Genomic DNA, 17,762 nt, shown 5'->3' on the forward strand with positions numbered 1-17,762 from the left:
AGGGCGCCGGGCCGGGTCACCTGCTGCGCTGGGCGCTGCATCACGGGGCCGGTACCAGGCCTTCCCAGTCCACTGTCCAATAGTCGGGAAAACCAGGAGCATGCGTTTCTGGGCCACCGTCCCATCCCGCTGCCATCAGTGCAACTGCACTCAGGAGCCCTCCGTTGCCGGGCAGGTAGAGCGGCAGTGCAGGTGTCTGGCGATTGTGCCCGTTAGCCAAAAATGTGTTCTTCTCGGCATTGAGCAGAAGCGCCGAAACGGCCTTGCCGGGTTGGCCCAGGCGCGCTGCCGTCATGGCAAGTACCGGATAGTCCCAGCCCCACGTGCTGTCCCAGTCCCAATCAGCCAGCACCGCATCGAGGGTTGCGGCCATGACGGCCGGATCAATCAGGTCTGTCTTCGGGACAAGGCCCAGGGCGCACAGCATGGCGGGATGATCCGTGCGGATGGTGAAGGATTCCCCGTCGATTCCCTGATAGGCGCCGTCCAGGATGCGGGGGGAGACCATGGAGTCTGCAACCTCCGTCCACAAGGGCGGAACTGGCAGGCCGAGGCGCTCACGCCATGCCGCGGCCGTCCGCAGGCCCCATTGCCAGTACGCCAGTTCGAAGGTGGGGTTGGAGTTCGCGCGGCGGGTGTGGGCGTAGCTTTCCTGGGCGGGTATCAGGGGTGCTCCCAAAGCGAATCCCCGCTCCGTCCTGACGGCCAGGGACGCCATGAAATCCGCTGATTCGAAGACAACGTCTGCAAATTCCGCCAGGAGTTCCGGGGTGGGTGCTGCCCGGTAGGCCAGTTCCGCAAGATGGATGGGGTGCGGTTGCTGCCAGATCAGAAAGGTCCCAATGGGGCTGGGGCTCTCCCGTCCGTCCGGGGCCACCTGCTTGGGCCACCTTGCGCCGTCGAACCCTTGGGACCTTGCCCTTTCCTGCGATGATTCCAGGGCCGTGCGGTACCACCGTAAGGAGGGAAGCAGCAGCTCTGGCCTTCCCCAGTGCGCAAAGTGCGCAGCATGCCACCAGTGCATTTCCAGGTGGAAGCGCCCGCGCCACGAGTTGCAGACCAGGCCTGTTTCCTGGGGTGGCAGGGACCCGGCGCAGTTGACGGCCGTTAGGTATTGCGAGAGGACAACGCGGCGTTCCAGCTCTGCTGCCTGCGGATCTACCGTTCCGTCCGGGGTCTTGGTGTGGTGGAGGTCAAGGGCGCCGCCACTGGCCCAGAATCGGGGCCAGTGGCGGGCTGAGGCGAGCATCACGGGGTGGTGCGCGGCCCTTGAGCGGTCATCAGCAGGATCCGGCCACGCCTCGGTGCCGTGCAGGGATGGTGTGCACGCGCCGTTGGCCACGGGCTCAAACGCTATGGACAGGTCCATCCGAGGCACTGTTGTCCGAGGACCCGTCGCGGCCCAGCGGATCGTCACCTGATGGTCGGATTGCTGGTGTACGTGGAGGCCGGAACCGTCCACAAGGACCGTGTACCGGGTCTCATCAAGGTGGCGATGGATGAGCCAGGCTGAGGCTTCCGCAGTGGAGCCAACGTGCTCCAGGCGCGTGAGGTGAGCGCCGGGAGAATGCCACTCGGCGGCGTTGTGCCACTCCTGTGAGCCGTAGGGAAAAGCGGCCGTGACTACCAGCCCATGCCGCAGGGCCTCTGACGTCACCTCGATGCCAAGCTGGTCCCGCTCCGGGTGGCAGGCCGTGTGGACTGTAACGCGGTGGCCAAGGGCCGTAAAGGTGCTGGTCAGGACACCCGTCCAGAGGTCCAGGGTCTGTGTCGGGGCACTGACATCAGCAGGGTCCAGGGCTGTTGTCGCTCCGGCAGTCTCCAGTGCAAAGCCAATTCGCCCAAGGTCAAGGCGATGCGGGTTGGCCCGCAACCATTGTTCTGCCGCAGCAGCGGGGCCGGTGTAGAGCGGGTCTGCACTGAGCTGGTCAACGTACGGGACGCGGCCCCTGGCTGATTCGAACAGGATTGTCGATCCTGAGAGGTCGTAAGGCTCAGGCGGTGGTGTGGAGTGCCAGCCCCACTGCGACTGTGTCCCCAGGAGCGTGCCGGGAGTGCCGGCGTCGTGCATTTTTTCATAGACTGCCACCGGATATGAGTCCGGAAACGATTGCAGCCCCGTCAGATCCACGGTGAACGCGATTTCGCCATTTCCTACCGATACCGGGCTCTGCGGATCCAGATGGTCCTGGATGATGTTGTGCCGCGCCACGAGCTCCCTGCGGTTGATGCGGTGATCTTCGGAGCGGCGTGCCACGCGTGCCTTTCGACGGGGAGGGGAACGTCCCGCCCCGGAACGCTGGAGACCGACTACGTGACAGAAAGCGTTTTCTCACTCCTGATCCTTGTGCGCCTGATCGTGGTTGTCAAGGGGGGTGGGTCCCGGTGGCCCGTTCCATGCCCTTACTCCCTGGCGGAACGCGAGGCAAGGCGCTGGCGGAAGAAGTGGTCGTCGTCGCCGGGCTGCGGGAGGACCGGGTGAACTGGCCGGGGCGCAATACGCGTGGCCGGGCCCATGGCCACCAGCTCATCCAGCAGGACAAGTGTTGGTGGCATTAGCTTGAGCTCGCCTCGATCCTCGGCGGCAAGGATGTCCTCGGGCCGCATCCACCCGGAGTGGGTGGCTTCGGTGGTCTGGTGCAGCGGCTCCAGGTTCGCAGGGAGGATCGTGACATAAAAAAAAGTATCAAAACGCTTGGGTAGATTGCTGGGCGTGACCCAGTTGGCCCAGGGTGTCAGGGTGGCTGCGGGTAATGCCACCCCTGTTTCCTCGAGTACCTCACGGAGTGCAGCGGACAGTATTCGCGCCGCGCCGGCGCCGGCGTTGTCACCACCAATGCTGGTGTGAGTCCAGGCGCTCGCATGCTCCGCAAGGAGTTGCTGGGGAAAATCCCGGTCCACAGAATCAGCGGGGTCGACCCGCCCGCCCGGAAAGACCACCATGCCCGCCGCAAAATCCATGGATGCCACCCGGTGCTGGACAAAAACGAGGCGGCCGTCAGGATGGTCACGCAGCAGGATGACGCTGGCGGCCTCACGTGCGGGCGTGGCGGTGGATTCCGAGGCGTTGTGCACTGGCTTTCCCCTTGTCTAGATGTCCTATGGCCATTGTGGCACCTGGGGCGGAGTGTCCGGGGCGGCACTACAGCTTGGTTGTTATTGAGAATGATTATGGATAGCATTGAAAATCCGTCGTCCCCACCAGCAAGGACCCCTGCATGCCTGCCGCCCTTTCGCTCCACAACCTGTGCGTTTCGGTCGGCAGAAGGATGGTGGTGGAGAACCTCAATGCCATTGTCGAACCCGGTGAGCGGGTGGCGCTCCTGGGTGCGTCCGGCTCGGGAAAGTCAGTGACGTCCGGGGTGATTATGGGCTCCTTACCCCCGCATTTCAGTGTCACCGGCAGGCTCACCGTTGCTGGAGTGGGGATCGATCCGGCACTCCCGGCAGCGCGCCGGCCAGCTGGAATTGCGGCCGTCCACCAGGACTCGGCCACTGCACTCAACCCCTTGGTGAGCGTTGGGCGCCAGCTCAGAGTGCCCCTCAGGCAGTCCGGATTCTCTAGACCCGGAGCCCGGCAGGAAGCAGCCCGCCTGCTAGCGGCAGTCGGAATGGATGATCCGGTCCGGATCCTGTCCGCCTACGCCGGCGAGCTCTCCGGTGGCCAGGTCCAGCGCGTCTGTATTGCCCTGGCACTGGCGTGCCGGAGCCGACTGCTCGTCGCGGATGAGCCAACAACGGCACAGGATACGGTCAGCCAGGCCTTGGTCCTGCGCGCACTGACTGCCTACTCCGGCACGGGTGCCGCACTGTTGTTCATCACCCACGATGTCGCAGTTGCGGCGTCACTGTGCCATCGAGTCCTGGTGATGCAGGACGGGCACGTGGTGGAGTCAGGTGCCATGGATCAGGTCCTTGGCCGCCCGCACCACCCGTACACCCAGGCCCTGGTGCGCATTGCGACAGGGCCCGCTGCATGAATACCTCCCTGTCTGCCCACGGACTGCACCACACGTATCGTCGTCGTGGCGTGTTTGCTGGCCGGGGGCAGCTGCCCGTGACCGCCCTGGACAATGTCTCGCTGGCCCTTGCGCCTGGCGAAGCCGTTGGTCTGGTGGGCCGCTCGGGCTCCGGGAAGTCCACGCTGCTTCGCAGCCTCCTTGCATGGGAGCGTCCTGACGCGGGCTGGATCAGCCTGGCGGGCAAACGCGTCATTCCCGGCCCGGCATCCGCCTTGCGCTGGTACCGGAAAGAAGTCCAGTACGTTCCGCAGCACCCAGCAGGCAGCCTGGATCCACGGATGAGCGTTGTGCAACTGTTGACGGAACCGCTCCGTCAACTACAGATCCCCGGTGCCCACCGCGCCCTGATCCGTCAGGCCCTGGACCGAGTGGAGCTGCCTGCCGAGGTAATGGTCAGGAAACCCGGAGAGCTGTCCGGCGGCCAGAACCAGCGTGTCTGCCTTGCCAGGGCATTGGTGGTTTCGCCGCGGTTCCTGCTAGCTGACGAGCCTGTCAGTGGCCTTGATCTCCCGCTGCGCGATTCCATGGTGCACCTGCTGCACAAGGTAGTCAGCGAGGACGGCCTGGGCCTGCTGTTCGTTTCCCATGACCTGCCCACAGTGGGCCGTCTATGCGCCCGGCTGGTGGTTCTTTCGGGGGGATCAGTTGTCGAGGAAGGCGCCACTGCGGACCTACTTGCAAGACCGCTCCACAGCGTTACCCAGGAACTCGTAGCTTCCATTCCAGGGTTTGCGTTGGCCCCCCGGTGACGCGCGTGGATACCAGGCAGCAGCTGGAAACACGCATAAGCAGCACCACCATCGGCAGAACACCGCCCCGACCCAGCTTGCTGTTGGGTAGCCAGCTGATTTTCAACATCGGTTTCTACTCGGTAGTACCCTTCCTAGCGATCGCCATGCGGCAGGAATTCCTGTTGGGGACGACGGCGGTCGCCCTTGTCCTGGGTGCTCGCACCTTCAGCCAGCAGGGGCTGTTTTTGTTCGGCGGCGTCGCCGCTGACCGCTGGGGCGCCCGGCGTATCATGCTGCTGGGTTGCCTGGTCAGGGTAGCTGGCTACGTGGTGCTCGCCACGGCCAGTGATCTCCCGCTGTTCCTAATCGGTGCCATCGTCACCGGCATGGGAGGCGCGTTGTTCTCACCCGCCATGGAAAGCCTGGTGGGAGCTGTAGACAGGCAGCCCGTGAAGCGGCGTTCCGCATCTCTGTTCGCCTGGCTTGCCGTCTGCGGTGAGTGCGGCGCAGTGCTGGGACCCGTTTTGGGTGCCCTGCTTCTGGGCTACGACTTCAGGACAGCTGTCCTTTCTGGCGCAGCCATCTTCTTGCTGATGGCCGGTGTCCTCTGGAAAGGACTGCCGGCTGACGCGCGGTTGGCCAAGGCTACCGGTGAGCCCGGAGCGTGGGCCTGCCTGCGGGACAGGCGCTTTGTCTGCTTCGCGGCGTTCGGCAGTGTCAGTTTGCTCGGCTACAACCAGCTATACCTCGGCTTGCCACTGGAGCTGGAAAGGGCTGGCCTCGAGACAGCCGCGTTCGGTTTCGTGTTTGCCTACGTTTCGGTCCTTACCATCATCCTGCAGCTTCCCGTCAGTCGATTGGCTCGCTGGATGGGCGCTCGCAAGGCACTGCCGGCAGGCTTCTTTCTGCAGGCCCTGGGGCTCGGCGCGGCGGCCATTCTGGCGCCTGTTATACCTGCTGCCGGCACCGAACTCGCCCCGGCACTCCTGTTGGTCACCGGGCTTGCCCTCGGCCACATGATGGTGGTCCCGCTAGCGCTGGCGCTGGTCCAGGACTTTGCCGGCACGCATGGCGCCGGATCGTTTTTCGGCCTTTACTCCACCTGCGGGGGCATAGCCGTGCTCCTGGGAAACCTTGCCCTTGGCCCGTTCTACGCCGCAGCGGAAACGCCAGGTCCGGGCGCGGCAGTTCCCTGGGCTGCCATTGCCGCGGCCTCCGCCGTGTCAGGTCTGTGCATCAGGTATTTCCTGCCTCAGCCCGGAATGCCCCGCCTTGCATGGTCATGAGGAGTCGTTCCTCGACGTCACGTCCCCCTGCCACTGCGCACGCATCCCACAAATCAGAAGGAACACCATGCCGCTTTCTCCCCGCCGGCCCCTTGCCGGAATCCTGCTTGCATCAGCGCTGGCCCTGAGCGCCAGTGGCTGCTTTGCGGCTTCTCCGGACGCTGCGTCAGAATCCACGTCGGGTTCCGGGGCAGGCAGGATCAGCCTTGTGATGCTGCAGCCGCCGCGTTCCGGCCTGACCCCGCTCAGCGACGATGCCTTCAAACTGTCCCGCTGGAGCGCAGCGGAAACCCTCGTGACCCTCGATAACCTTGGCGATGCGCAGCCATCGCTGGCCACGGCGTGGGAGCAGGTGGCTCCAACCACGTGGCGCGTGACACTGCGTCAGGGCGTTATGTTCCACGACGGAACAGCCCTGACCCCGGAGCAGGTGGTTGGCTCCCTGACCGCTGCTGCGAGCGCAAGCCCCAAGCCCCGGATCCTCGACGGCGTAAGCCTTGCGGCACGTGCGGACGGACCCGACGCCGTCATCATCACCACGGCTGTCGAGGATCCACTGGTACCCCAGCGCCTCTCCAGCCCGCAGCTGGCAATCCTGGCGGCGTCGGCCTACAGTGCCGGCGGCGTGGTCAATCCGGTCAACGCTGGGACCGGTCCGTTCCGGCTCACCACAGTGGACGGCACCACTGCTGCAACACTTGAACGCTTTGACGGCTACTGGGGTGACACGGCTGCCGCTGCCGGGATAGATGTGTCTTTTGTCCCTGACGGCACTGCCCGCGCTGCTGCGCTCCGGACTGGAACAGCGGATGTTGTGGAGGCTGTTCCCGTGGGCCAGGTTGGCCAGGTGGACCCAGACCTGGTGCACGAGGTTCCCATGCCGCGAACCAACACCCTTTACCTGAACGCGCAAAAGGGGCCGTTCGCCGATCCAGCCGTACGGGCAGCTGCCCGTGCCGCCATTGACCGGGCGGCGATTATCAGCGGAGTGTACGAGGGGCGTGCCGACGGCGCAGATGGCCTGTTGGGTCCCGCAATTGACTGGGCAGCTGATCTGCGGACCTCTGATTCATACGCAGGCATCCTTAGGAAGCGTGCCGCTCCGGCGCCCGTGGACGGCGTGAGAATCAGCCTGGGAACCTTTACGGACCGTGCCGAACTTCCTGAAGTTGCTGTCCAGCTGGAGCAGCAGCTTGAAGCCGCTGGTTTTGTGGTGGAGCAGGATGTCCGGGAATATCAGTTCATCGAGGCGGACGCGCTGGCCGGAGCCTTTGATGCTTTTATCCTGTCCAGGGCAACGGTTCTGGATTCCGGGGACCCCGCGGCCTACATGGTCAGTGATTTTTCCTGCGGGGGATCGTTCACCATCTCCCAGCTCTGTAGCGCTGATGTTGATGCGGCGCTGGCTAGGGCAACAGCCATTCCGGCGGGCGACCAGCGGCGAACAGCCATCATGGCCGCCGAGGCCCAGGTCATGGCCACTGATGCGGCAGTGCCCATGCTGCACGAAAGGGTCATCCAGGGTGAGTCCAGTCGCGTCACGGGTGTGGAGCGGGATCCGCGCGAGCGTGCATTGATCACCAATAAAACCTCGGTGTCCGCTCAATGATGCCGGTTCCCGCCATGCTCAAGGTCACGGCCTCGAGAATACTTGCTGTCCTCGCCGTGGTTTTGCTGGTGGGAATGCTCCCCTGGCTCTCCGGCCGCAGCGCTGAGTACACAATCCTCCGTGGCCGGTATGCCGAGTTGGAAGCAACTCCGGAAGCGCTCGCCACGGTCCGCGCGGAACTTGGCCTGGACCGGGGTCCACTCTCCATTTTCGGCTCCTGGCTCGCGGGCGTGCTCCGCGGAGACTTCGGCGCCTCGTGGGTCAGCAATACAGCTGTTGGCCCCGGCATCCTTGCTGCGCTGGGTATTTCATTGACCCTCATGGCCGCCGCCATGGTTGTGGCGCTGCTGGTGTGCGCCCTGATGTGCCTGCCAATCCTGCTCCGCAGCGGAGTAGCGCACAGGGGTACGGGGGCGCTTGCGGCAGCACTGACTGCGTTGCCGGAGTTCCTCCTTGCCGCTGGTCTTTTGGTGGTGGGAGCCGTGTGGCTGGGCTGGTTTCCGCCCTTTGGCTGGCAGGGGCCGCGGAATGTGGTCCTGCCGGCGATCTCGCTGGGCATTCCGGCGGGCGGCTTGCTGGGGAGACTGCTGGTTGATGCCCTGGCCGGCTCGTACGCAGAACACTGGGTCCAGACCTGGCGAATGGCAGGCTTCTCGCGGCCTGCCATTGCCTGCGCGGTCATGCGCCGGTCCCTGCCCTCCGTGGTGAGCCAGGGTGGGCTGGTCATCATTGGACTGACCGGCGGTGCCGTGGCCGTGGAGAAAATCTACGCAATTCCCGGTTTGGGACGAGCAACTCTTGGCGCTGCTGCGGCACAGGACATACCCACCCTGCAGGCTGGAATCCTTGCCCTGCTAGGCGTGGCGGCATGCATTGGAATCGCTGGATCAGGAGTCCGCCTGGTGCTTCTTGGCCCTGCGCTGCGGGCGGGAACCATGCCGATCGCCGGATCCGTCATGGCAGCTCGCGGCCGGGATCACGCCGTTCCGGTGGTAGCCGGGGGGCTCCTTGCGGCAATCATCGGCCTGGGGCTGCTGCGTGACCCGTTTACCTCGGCCCACGCACGGCTCGCAGCGCCCAGCTGGGCACTGCCGTTTGGTGCGGATGCCAGCGGCCGTGACCTCCTGGCAAGGGTGGGGCACGGGGCTGTTTCAACTGTGGGAATGGCGCTGCTGGTGGTGGTGGCCTGTCTGCTGACTGCCCTGGTTGTCGGCATGTTTCCGCTGGCGGCAACAGGTCCCCTGGAGGTTGCTAACGCAGCCCCTCCCATTCTGGCGGGGCTGGTAGTCGCAGCAGTGGCGGGCCCTTCTGCCGGTGGCGCTGCGGCGGCCGTAGCCCTGGTGAGCTGGGCCCCTCTTGCTGCTCACACAGCGGCGCTGGCCCAGGAAGTACGGGCCCAACCCCACATTCAGATCCTGCCCGTCCTGGGCGTGGGGCGCGGACGAATGATGTGGCGGTACATCCTTGTCGCCGTGGCGGGCCCGGTGGCCCGGCACGCTGCGCTCCGTCTGCCTGGGACTGCGCTAGCCCTTGCATCCCTCGGCTTTCTGGGCCTTGGCCCGGGTCAGCCCACCCCTGAATGGGGCCTTATCCTTGCGGAAGGAATCGGCTACGTGGAGCGCGCTCCCTGGGCGGTACTGGCACCGAGTTCGGCGCTGGTGCTGGCGTCAATGCTTGCAGTATCCCTTTCCAGCCTGGGCGTTCGCGGTTCCCGCAGCGCCAGGAGTGAATCTGGGCGGGCCGGTGCCCGGCCCATTGTGACGGGTGAGCCTGCCGCCAGGTCGCGCGCCGGTGTAAAGTAGGCCTCGCCCAACAGGGTGAATTACTAGCGACAGGGGAGCGCCGCCGTCGGACCTCGCAGAGATGCGGGGGTGAAGGTGGGCGCTGAGAGTGCGGAGAGCCGCAGACCCTCGAACCTGATCCGGTTAGTACCGGCGTAAGGGAGTCGAGTTTCTCAGAGTGATCGCAGCAGGCGCCATCCGGCACCCCTGCTGCGGGTTCACTTTCCCCTCCTGTACCTCAGGAGGACACCATGAGCACCACAACAGTGAAGAAGACCAGCTCCAGCTGGCGGGTCGTGGATATTGTGGTGGCGGCACTTATTGCCGTCACCGGCGGAATCATTTTCTGGGTGTGGTCCCAGATGGCGGGCGTGATCTCAGCCCCCATGAATGCCCTGTACCCGCCACTGACTGGCCTGATCTCAGGTGGCTGGATGATCCCGGCCATCCTGGGAATGCTGATTATCCGCAAACCTGGGGCAGCAGTTTTCTGCGAGACGGTAGCTGCAACCGGAGAACTCATGTTTGGTTCGCAATATGGCGCTACTGTGCTGTTTTCGGGATTTCTGCAGGGCCTCGGTGCTGAGCTGGTGTTCCTTCTGTTCGTGTACGGGCGGCCCAGCGTGCGCGGGTTCCTGCACCAGAAATACAACCTCGTGGCTGCACTGTTGGCCGGAGTGGGGGCAGGAGTCTTCTGTGGCCTGAACGATTCATTCCTGCCCTGGGGGTGGAATATCGCCTATCCCGCTGGCGACAAGCTCGTCTACATCATCTTCTGCGCCATCTCCGGCGCGGTCATTGCCGGCGGACTGTCCTGGATTGCTACCCGGGGCCTGGCGGGAACCGGAGTGCTGAGTTCCTTCGCCTCCCGGAAGGCCGCCACGGAGGCCATGGTCCGCTGATGGAGGTCAGGAGCAGGGGGGTCCGCCCGGCGGCTGTTGTAGCCCGCGGGTGGGGCTGGCGTCATGCCGGCCGCTCCACACCCGCCATCACTGGATTGGACCTGGACATTGGTCCCGGTGAGCGGGTGCTCCTCTTGGGCCCCTCAGGGTCTGGCAAGTCAACACTCCTGCATGCCCTTGCCGGTGTGCTGGGGGATGAAGAGGACGACGCCGACGAGCAAGGATCGCTTCTGGTGGATGGTCTGCCGCCCCGTGGACAGCGCGGCCGGGCTGGACTCGTCCAGCAGGACCCGGAGTCGCAGGTGGTGCTCTCGCGGGTGGGCGACGACGTCGCTTTTGGCGCCGAGAACCTGGCGGTACCCCGCGAACAGATCTGGGAGCGGGTTTCGGAGGCTCTGGAGGATGTGGGGCTTCGCAACCCTGGTGGACGCGGGCTGGCACTGGACCATCCGACGTCGAAACTCTCCGGCGGCCAGAAGCAGCGCCTTGCGCTCGCCGGGATCCTGGCCATGCGGCCTGGGCTGATTCTCCTTGATGAGCCCACCGCTAACCTTGATCCCGCTGGCGTGTTGGAGGTCCGTGACGCCGTCGGCCGCTGCCTGGACCGGACCGGCGCCACCCTGGTTGTTGTGGAACACCGGGTGGCCGTCTGGAAGGACCTGGTGGACAGGATCGTGGTCCTGCAGCCAGGGGCTGCTGGCGCGGGCGGAGGCGCGGGCACCCCGGGGGTCCTGCTCGACGGTCCGCCAGAGGTAGTCCTGGCTGAGGCCCGGGGCTTGCTGGTGGAGGCGGGGATCTGGGTGCCCGGCCATGTTCCCGCAACGCGCCCCAGGCAGCATGGATCGCGCACCACGCAGACGCTGGTGACTGCGGATTCAGTGGCCGTAAGCCGAGAGAGGCCACGGCGCAGTGGGTTCCGCAAAATACCACCAGTCCCCCTACAGCACGATGTATCCGTCCTGGTGCAGGCCGGGCAGGCACTGACAATCACAGGCCCCAACGGTGCTGGAAAATCCACATTTGCGCTGACGCTGGCGGGACTTCTGGAACCCGTAGCGGGCCGGATTACGGCCTCGGAGGATCTTGCTGCAGGGGCTGGAAGAACGCCCTTCCAGTGGAAGGCCCGCACCCTGATTCAGCGGATTGGCACGGTATTCCAGGAACCGGAGCACCAGTTTGTCACCGGCCGCGTCCGTGATGAGATGTTGTTCGGTCCCCGGCAATTGGGTAGGGGGGAAGAGCGTGTTGACGAACTGTTGGAACGGCTCCGCCTGGGCCATGTGAGCGACGCAAACCCCTACACGCTTTCCGGCGGCGAGAAGCGCAGGCTTTCCGTTGCCACGGTGCTGGCCGCCCACCCGAGGGTCCTGGTCCTGGACGAACCAACCTTTGGCCAGGACGCCACAACGTGGGCCGAATTGGCGTCGTTCTTGTCCGAACTGTTGGACGACGGAACTGCTGTCGTTTCGGTAACACACGATGCCGAGTTTAATGCCGTCCTTGGCGGCTCGGAGCTGCGCCTCGAGTCCGCCGAGGTACCCGCTGGAGGTTCCGTGAGCGGTGATCGTCCGTGAGGCAGGATCTGATGCTGCCAGACAACCCGGCCGTGCTGTCACGGGCCAATCCGCTTGCTAAATTGGCCGCCGTCGTGATCCTCTCTGTTGTCCTTGCGCTATCCATCGACCCTGTCTCGGCAGCAGTCGCGTTGGTTGTTGAACTTGCAATTTTTCCGCTTGCAGGACTGACGCTGGGCCTGTTGTGGCGGCGCGCCTGGCCATTGATTTTTGCGGCCGCCGTGGGGGGCTGGAGTACGGCAATCATCGCTGCGGACAGTGGCCGCGTACTTCTGGATGTTGGGATCTGGTCCATCAGTGAGGGATCCCTTGCCCTTGGCCTCGGGTTTTTTCTCCGCGGCCTCGCCATTGCCCTGCCCGCCATCTTGTTGATGAGCTGCACTGACCCGACAGATCTGGCGGATGCCCTGGCGCAGAAGGCCAAACTTCCGCACCGCTTTGTCCTGGGTACCCTGGCAGCCCTTCGCCTGGTAGGGCTGATGGCAGAGGAATGGCAGACCATTGGGATGGCCCGGCGGGCCCGCGGCGTCGGTTCCCAGGGCAGCCCGCTGCAAAAAATAAAAGCCACCCTGGGGCAAAGCTTTGGACTGCTGGTTCAGTCCATTCGCAGGGCCACCAGGCTCGCCACCACCATGGAGGCTCGCGGATTTGGTGCCGGACCGAGGACCTGGGCGCGAGAATCGACCTACTCACCCATTGACATCTGGGTCCTCTTGGGAGGATTGGCCCTGGCGTCTGCAGCAGTCACTGCAGCAGTGGCTGCGGGTACCTGGAATTTTGTGCTCTAGGACGACGGGCTAGCGACGGCGGGCAGCAGCTATTTCGCGAAGCCTGGCGTAGCGTTCGCGGGTCAGGAACGTGAGTTGTGCTTCCTTGTCCGGAAGCTGGACGACGGGACCAAGTTCGAATCCGGTAGCCTGCAGCCGCCGGATGGCCTTTTGGTTACGAGCGTCGGGTTCCGCAACCACCCGGGTGATCAGCGGATCGGAAAAAAGGAACGCGAGCAGAGCCACACCAAGGACTGGCGTGAAGTGCGGAATGGGTCGGGTTGCTGGTGCCAGTAGCAGGTGCATGCCAATATCCTCAGCCTGGGCGGGATACACCAGGCCAACAGGGTCATGCAGTGGTGAATAGGTCTCCATGAGCGCCAGTGGTTCGCCGTTGAGGAGGAAAAGGAAGGCGCCCTGGGTCGGGTTCAGGTCCAGGTGTCGGTACGTTTCTTCCACGTCCGCCACTGTGGTGTCCAGCATGCCCCAGAACCTGGCACGATCCTCCGTGACCCACGAGTGAAGGAGCTCCGCATCGGCCTCGGGTTCTACCCGCACCAGCCTGAGTTCGCCCCACGAGCCAAGATGCTCCGCCATCAACGCATCTCGCTGCAGTCGGGAATGCTGGTCAAAGGACGTTTCGGTCATCGCTACTCCTGGATCGTGTCGGTGTGGTCTCGGCGGCGTCAGTCTCATCTGTGTCAATGTCCGGTTCGTGACCACACCAAGCATGCCACCTGCTGGCTCCGGCCCAGCAGCAGGCCAAAAACCGCAGATCCGAGCTCAGCTGGACCAGCCACAGGACTGACAGGGGAGGCGCATCCCAAAATGGAAAGCGCTTACCTAAAAATGTTCTGTTTTTTTCCTTGACGATCTAATTTGTGCGGTTATGATCAATCTTGTGGCGCAGATCACGCGCAAATGATGATTTCAAAGGAGAAACATGAGCAAGCATGACGACGCCCTGCGCGGAGGCCCTGTCGACGGCGGATGGAACCGTCGGACACTGCTGAAAACCTTTGGCGCTGGCGCAGTTGCCCTGGCTGGCGCGCCGCTGCTTTCCGCCTGCACAGGCGGGGCTGCGCCCTCTTCCGGGGGTGGATCCACCACCGTCTCATTCGGGTCAGGTTCCTCGGACGAGGTTCCCAAGAACGCCTACAAAGCAGTGACTGACGCTTTCGAGAAGAAGTCAGGCATTGCCGTTACAACAAATGTGGTGCCCCACAATGATTTCCAGAACAAGATCAATACCTACCTCCAGGGCAGCCCCGATGATTCCTTTACCTGGTTCGCCGGCTACCGCATGCAGTACTACGCGGACAAGGGTCTCCTGGCTCCCATCGATGACGTCTGGGAAAAGATCGGCGGAAATTACTCTGACGCGCTGAAAAAGGCGTCTATGGGCAGCGACGGAAAAATGTACCTGGTGCCCAACTACAACTACCCGTGGGGCTTCTTCTACCGCAAGAGCCTGTGGGCGGAGAAGGGCTACGAAGTTCCGGTGACCTTCGACGAACTCACCACGCTGTCCAAGAAAATGCAGTCCGATGGACTGATCCCCATCGAATTCGCCGACAAGGATGGCTGGCCAGCCATGGGCACGTTCGACTACCTGAACATGCGCCTGAACGGCTACCAGTTCCACATGGACCTTACGGCCCACAAGGAAAGCTGGGACCAGCCAAAGGTCACGTCGGTATTCGATAGCTGGCGGGAGCTGTTGCCATTCCAGAACCCCAATGCGCTGGGTATGACGTGGCAGGACTCTGCCAAGAACCTCGGCGACAAGAAATCCGGTATGTACCTGCTGGGATCGTTCCTGACCCAGCAGTACACGGACAAGGCCGTCTCGGACGACATCGATTTCTTCCCGTTCCCGGAGATGGCCATGGAAGGCCAGGACGCCATTGAGGCACCCATCGACGGGTTGCTGCTCTCCAAAAAGGGTGGAGAAAACTCCGGAGCCAGGGACTTCCTGGCATTCCTGGGCACTCCCGAAGGCCAGGATGCCTACGCTGCAGTCGATTCGGCAAACATTGCAACAGCCAAGGGTGCCGACACCTCGGCCTTCACGCCGCTGAACAAAAAAATGGCCGATGCCATCAGCAACGCAAAGAGCATCAGCCAGTTCTTTGACCGCGATGCCCTCCCCGCCATGGCCAACAACGTGATGATCCCTGCGCTTCAGTCCTTCATCAAGGACGGCAACGTGGACGTCAAGAACCTCGAAGCCCAGGCTAAATCTCTCTACGCAGCCCAGTAGCAGCTTGCGGTTTCGAGCAAGGAACTCTTCATGAATGCAGCAAGTGGCACAAAAACCCGGGGAGCACGTTCAGCGCAGCGTGCCCCCCGGGGGCGGGTTCGGCGGTTGTCGGGTCGCGACAAGTGGGTTCTAGGTTTCATGGTGGGCGTGCCCACCCTTATCCAGCTGGTGCTGGTTTGGATTCCCACACTCCTCTCAATGGCGCTGTCCTTCACCCGCTGGAACGGGCTGAGCCTGTCCGACATCAAGCCGGCAGGGCTCGATAACTACCGGTTCATCGCCAACGACTATCCACCGTTCTGGCCCGCGGTACAGCACAATGTTCTGTGGCTGGTGTTTCTGGCACTCATTGCAACGCCCCTCGGCCTGCTCCTGGCAATCCTGCTGGACCAGAACATTCGCGGAACCAAGATTTACCAGAGCATCTTTTTCACTCCCGTTATGCTCTCCCTCGCCTTGATCGGTGTTATTTGGCAGCTGTTCTACAACCGGGACAACGGCCTGCTGAACTTCCTTCTCGGGACTGCTGGAACACCGCAGGCCACCGACTGGTTTGGCGACTCCAACATCAACATCTGGGCGGCCCTCGTTGCAGCCACCTGGCGGCATGCGGGTTACGTCATGATCCTCTACTTGGCCGGGCTCAAGGGAGTGGATCCCACGCTCCGCGAGGCTGCCTCGATAGATGGCGCCAATGCTGTGCAGACCTTCTTCCGCGTTGTCTTTCCTGCCATGCGCCCGGTCAACATCATCATCATTGTCATTACCGTGATCGAGTCACTCCGGGCGTTCGACATTGTCTACGTCATCAATAGGGGCACCAACGGGTTGGAACTCATCAGTGCCCTGGTCATCCAGAACCTCGTCGGTGAAGGTCAGGTGATCGGCGTCGGCTCTGCCCTGGCGGTGATCCTGCTGGTGATCTCGCTGGTCCCCATCACGTTCTACCTGTCGCGGGCCTTCGGAAAGGAGAAAGAGTCATGAGCGCCGACCAACAGGCCACGCAGACACTTCCCGCATTGCCCAAGGTGAAGGGCCAGAATCTTTCCGGTCCTGCCCGTGGTCCAGGCAAGAAGCACTTCGGCATACATATCTTCCTGATCATCATGGCGATCATGTGGCTTATTCCCTTGGGTTGGACGATCTTCACCTCCCTCCGGCCGAAGGCGGATACCGACAAGTACGGCTACTTCAGCTTTGGCGGATCGTTCAACCTGGATAACTTTGTCCAGGCATGGACACAGGGCGGGTTTGCACAGTACGCCTGGAATTCCGTGCTCATCACGGTTCCCTCAGTCCTGCTGATCCTCTTTTTCTCCTCCATGATGGCTTTCGCAGTAAGCCGGGTGTCGTGGAAGTTCAATGTCACCCTGCTGATTATGTTCACTGCAGGAAACCTGCTTCCACCACAGGTCCTTGCCGCTCCGCTGTTCCAGATGTTCAAGCAATTCCAGCTTCCCTACAGCGTCAGCGACTCGGGCAACCTCCTCAACACCTACATCAGCGTCATTGCAGTGGACACGGCATTCCAGATTGGATTCGTGACGTTTGTCCTTTCCAACTACATGAAAGCCCTGTCCCCTGAACTGACCGAGGCCGCCCTGGTGGATGGAGCGGGGATCTGGCGCCAGTATTGGGAGATCATCATGCCCCTGTGCCGTCCTGCGCTGGCTGCCATGGGGACGCTGCAGGTGATTTTCATCTACAACGACTTCTTCTGGCCACTGCTCTTTATCCAGAGTGGAGACAGGCTTCCACTCACCACAGCAGTGAACAACCTCCAGGGGCAATTTCTTTCCAACTACAACCTCATTGCTGCCGGGGCAATGATCACCGCGATTCCCGCCCTGATCATTTACCTGCTCCTGCAGCGTCACTTCGTGGCTGGTCTGACCCTGGGTTCGAGCAAGGGATAACAGCTTCACAACCACTTCAGCAGACCGGCCGGGCCCGGGGCGCCTACCCATGAGCGCCCCGTACCTGGCCGGTGGTGTCTGGAAAACAGGAAAGGGGAGTCATGCTGGCTGCAGCGAGGCACTCAGCCATCACCGCTGAAGTGCAACGTGAACGCATTGTCCGGGTTGCTGACCTGGCGCACATGCTTGGAGTGTCGTTGATGACAATCCGACGCGATATCGATGCCCTCGACGCAGCGGGTGCTGTGGAGAAGATCCACGGTGGCGCAAAGCTTCCGGGGAAAGCCAGTACCTATGAGCCCGGCTTTGACCAGAAAGTGACGGAGCTTCCCGACCTGAAGATGTCCATTGCCCTTGAAGCTGCGTCACAGGTCCGGGAGGGAATGGCCGTGGGACTAAGCGCCGGAACCACCACCTGGGCGCTCGCGCAGGTCCTGGCCAATGGTCCTCCCATCACAGTGGTAACCAATTCCCTGCGGGTTGCTGACGTCTTTCACCGTGGAGCAGCCCGCTCAACTGTCATTCTCACCGGTGGTGAGCGGACGCCGTCGGACGCTCTAGTCGGGCCCCTGGCAACAGCGGCACTGCGGAAGCTGCACCTGGACGTCCTGTTCCTCGGAGTCCATGGGGTTGATCCGGATGCGGGGCTCACAACGCCCAATGTCCTGGAAGCAGAAACAGACCGCGCGTTGGTGGCCGCGGCCCGGCGCGTGGTTGTGCTGGCGGACCACACCAAATGGGGGACCGTGGGCATCAGTACCATCGCCAAGCTTGAAGAGGCTGATGAGGTCATCAGTGACATGCTGCTGGGCGCGGATGCCCGGAGGCTGCTCGGCGAGCGCGTCGGCAGGCTCCGGATTGCCGGGCAGCCGGGCAGCCCTGTCAGTGCGTGACGGCGGAGGCTTTAGGAG

General features: G+C 63.2%; 15 protein-coding genes and 1 riboswitch. Of the genes, 12 read left to right on the forward strand and 3 right to left on the reverse strand.

What is annotated here, in order from left to right:
• Nucleotides 1–40: 40 nt before the first annotated feature.
• Entirely contained in the window at nt 41–2,257 is a 2,217-nt protein-coding gene (locus QMG79_RS00540; protein WP_283536622.1) for a hypothetical protein, read from the reverse strand.
• A gap of 146 nt (nt 2,258–2,403) precedes the next feature.
• The gene (locus tag QMG79_RS00545; protein ID WP_283536623.1) at nt 2,404–3,075 is read right to left on the reverse strand and encodes an NUDIX hydrolase; all 672 of its coding nucleotides are present in this window, start codon (nt 3,073–3,075) and stop codon (nt 2,404–2,406) included.
• Between the two features lie 143 nt (nt 3,076–3,218).
• Between QMG79_RS00545 and QMG79_RS00550 the strand changes: the two genes are divergently transcribed.
• From QMG79_RS00550 to QMG79_RS00585, 8 genes are all read left to right on the forward strand, one after another.
• Entirely contained in the window at nt 3,219–3,980 is a 762-nt protein-coding gene (locus QMG79_RS00550; protein ID WP_283536624.1) for an ATP-binding cassette domain-containing protein, read from the forward strand.
• On the forward strand, nt 3,977–4,771 hold the full coding sequence (locus QMG79_RS00555; RefSeq protein ID WP_283536625.1) for an ABC transporter ATP-binding protein: 795 nt from the start codon (nt 3,977–3,979) through the stop codon (nt 4,769–4,771). Before QMG79_RS00550 ends, QMG79_RS00555 begins: the two co-directional genes overlap by 4 nt.
• Nucleotides 4,772–4,776: 5 nt before the next feature.
• The gene (locus tag QMG79_RS00560; RefSeq protein ID WP_283536626.1) at nt 4,777–6,039 is read left to right on the forward strand and encodes an MFS transporter; all 1,263 of its coding nucleotides are present in this window, start codon (nt 4,777–4,779) and stop codon (nt 6,037–6,039) included.
• A 67-nt stretch (nt 6,040–6,106) separates the two neighbouring features.
• Nucleotides 6,107–7,648, forward strand: coding sequence for an ABC transporter substrate-binding protein (locus tag QMG79_RS00565; RefSeq protein ID WP_283536627.1), 1,542 nt, complete (start codon nt 6,107–6,109; stop codon nt 7,646–7,648).
• Complete coding sequence (locus QMG79_RS00570) at nt 7,645–9,450, forward strand: ABC transporter permease subunit (protein WP_349357240.1); 1,806 nt, start codon at nt 7,645–7,647, stop codon at nt 9,448–9,450. Before QMG79_RS00565 ends, QMG79_RS00570 begins: the two co-directional genes overlap by 4 nt.
• Nucleotides 9,451–9,471: 21 nt before the next feature.
• Nucleotides 9,472–9,609: riboswitch (TPP riboswitch) on the forward strand.
• A gap of 71 nt (nt 9,610–9,680) precedes the next feature.
• Entirely contained in the window at nt 9,681–10,331 is a 651-nt protein-coding gene (locus QMG79_RS00575; protein ID WP_283536628.1) for an ECF transporter S component, read from the forward strand.
• Entirely contained in the window at nt 10,331–11,905 is a 1,575-nt protein-coding gene (locus QMG79_RS00580) for an ABC transporter ATP-binding protein (protein ID WP_283536629.1), read from the forward strand. Before QMG79_RS00575 ends, QMG79_RS00580 begins: the two co-directional genes overlap by 1 nt.
• Before the next feature lie 11 nt (nt 11,906–11,916).
• On the forward strand, nt 11,917–12,693 hold the full coding sequence (locus QMG79_RS00585) for an energy-coupling factor transporter transmembrane component T family protein (RefSeq protein WP_283536630.1): 777 nt from the start codon (nt 11,917–11,919) through the stop codon (nt 12,691–12,693).
• Between the two features lie 9 nt (nt 12,694–12,702).
• Here the strand turns inward: QMG79_RS00585 and QMG79_RS00590 are convergent, their stop codons facing one another.
• Nucleotides 12,703–13,320 (reverse strand): GNAT family N-acetyltransferase, encoded by a 618-nt coding sequence (locus QMG79_RS00590; RefSeq protein ID WP_283536631.1) that lies wholly within the window; start codon nt 13,318–13,320, stop codon nt 12,703–12,705.
• 295 nt (nt 13,321–13,615) lie between these two features.
• Here QMG79_RS00590 and QMG79_RS00595 point away from each other — a divergent pair, with 295 nt between their 5' ends.
• The 4 genes from QMG79_RS00595 to QMG79_RS00610 all read left to right on the forward strand — a co-directional run bounded on the left by QMG79_RS00595 (nt 13,616) and on the right by QMG79_RS00610 (nt 17,744).
• Nucleotides 13,616–14,935 (forward strand): ABC transporter substrate-binding protein, encoded by a 1,320-nt coding sequence (locus QMG79_RS00595; protein ID WP_283536632.1) that lies wholly within the window; start codon nt 13,616–13,618, stop codon nt 14,933–14,935.
• 30 nt (nt 14,936–14,965) lie between these two features.
• Nucleotides 14,966–15,919: a carbohydrate ABC transporter permease gene (locus QMG79_RS00600; protein WP_283536633.1), complete on the forward strand. Its 954-nt coding sequence runs from the start codon at nt 14,966–14,968 to the stop codon at nt 15,917–15,919.
• Nucleotides 15,916–16,851 (forward strand): carbohydrate ABC transporter permease, encoded by a 936-nt coding sequence (locus QMG79_RS00605; RefSeq protein ID WP_283536634.1) that lies wholly within the window; start codon nt 15,916–15,918, stop codon nt 16,849–16,851. The genes QMG79_RS00600 and QMG79_RS00605 overlap by 4 nt, the downstream gene beginning before the upstream one ends.
• A gap of 101 nt (nt 16,852–16,952) precedes the next feature.
• Nucleotides 16,953–17,744 (forward strand): DeoR/GlpR family DNA-binding transcription regulator, encoded by a 792-nt coding sequence (locus QMG79_RS00610; RefSeq protein ID WP_283536635.1) that lies wholly within the window; start codon nt 16,953–16,955, stop codon nt 17,742–17,744.
• The last annotated feature ends 18 nt before the right edge of the window (nt 17,745–17,762 follow it).

Origin of the sequence: Pseudarthrobacter sp. PS3-L1 (assembly GCF_030063285.1) — a bacterium.
Classification (GTDB): Bacteria; Actinomycetota; Actinomycetes; order Actinomycetales; family Micrococcaceae; genus Arthrobacter.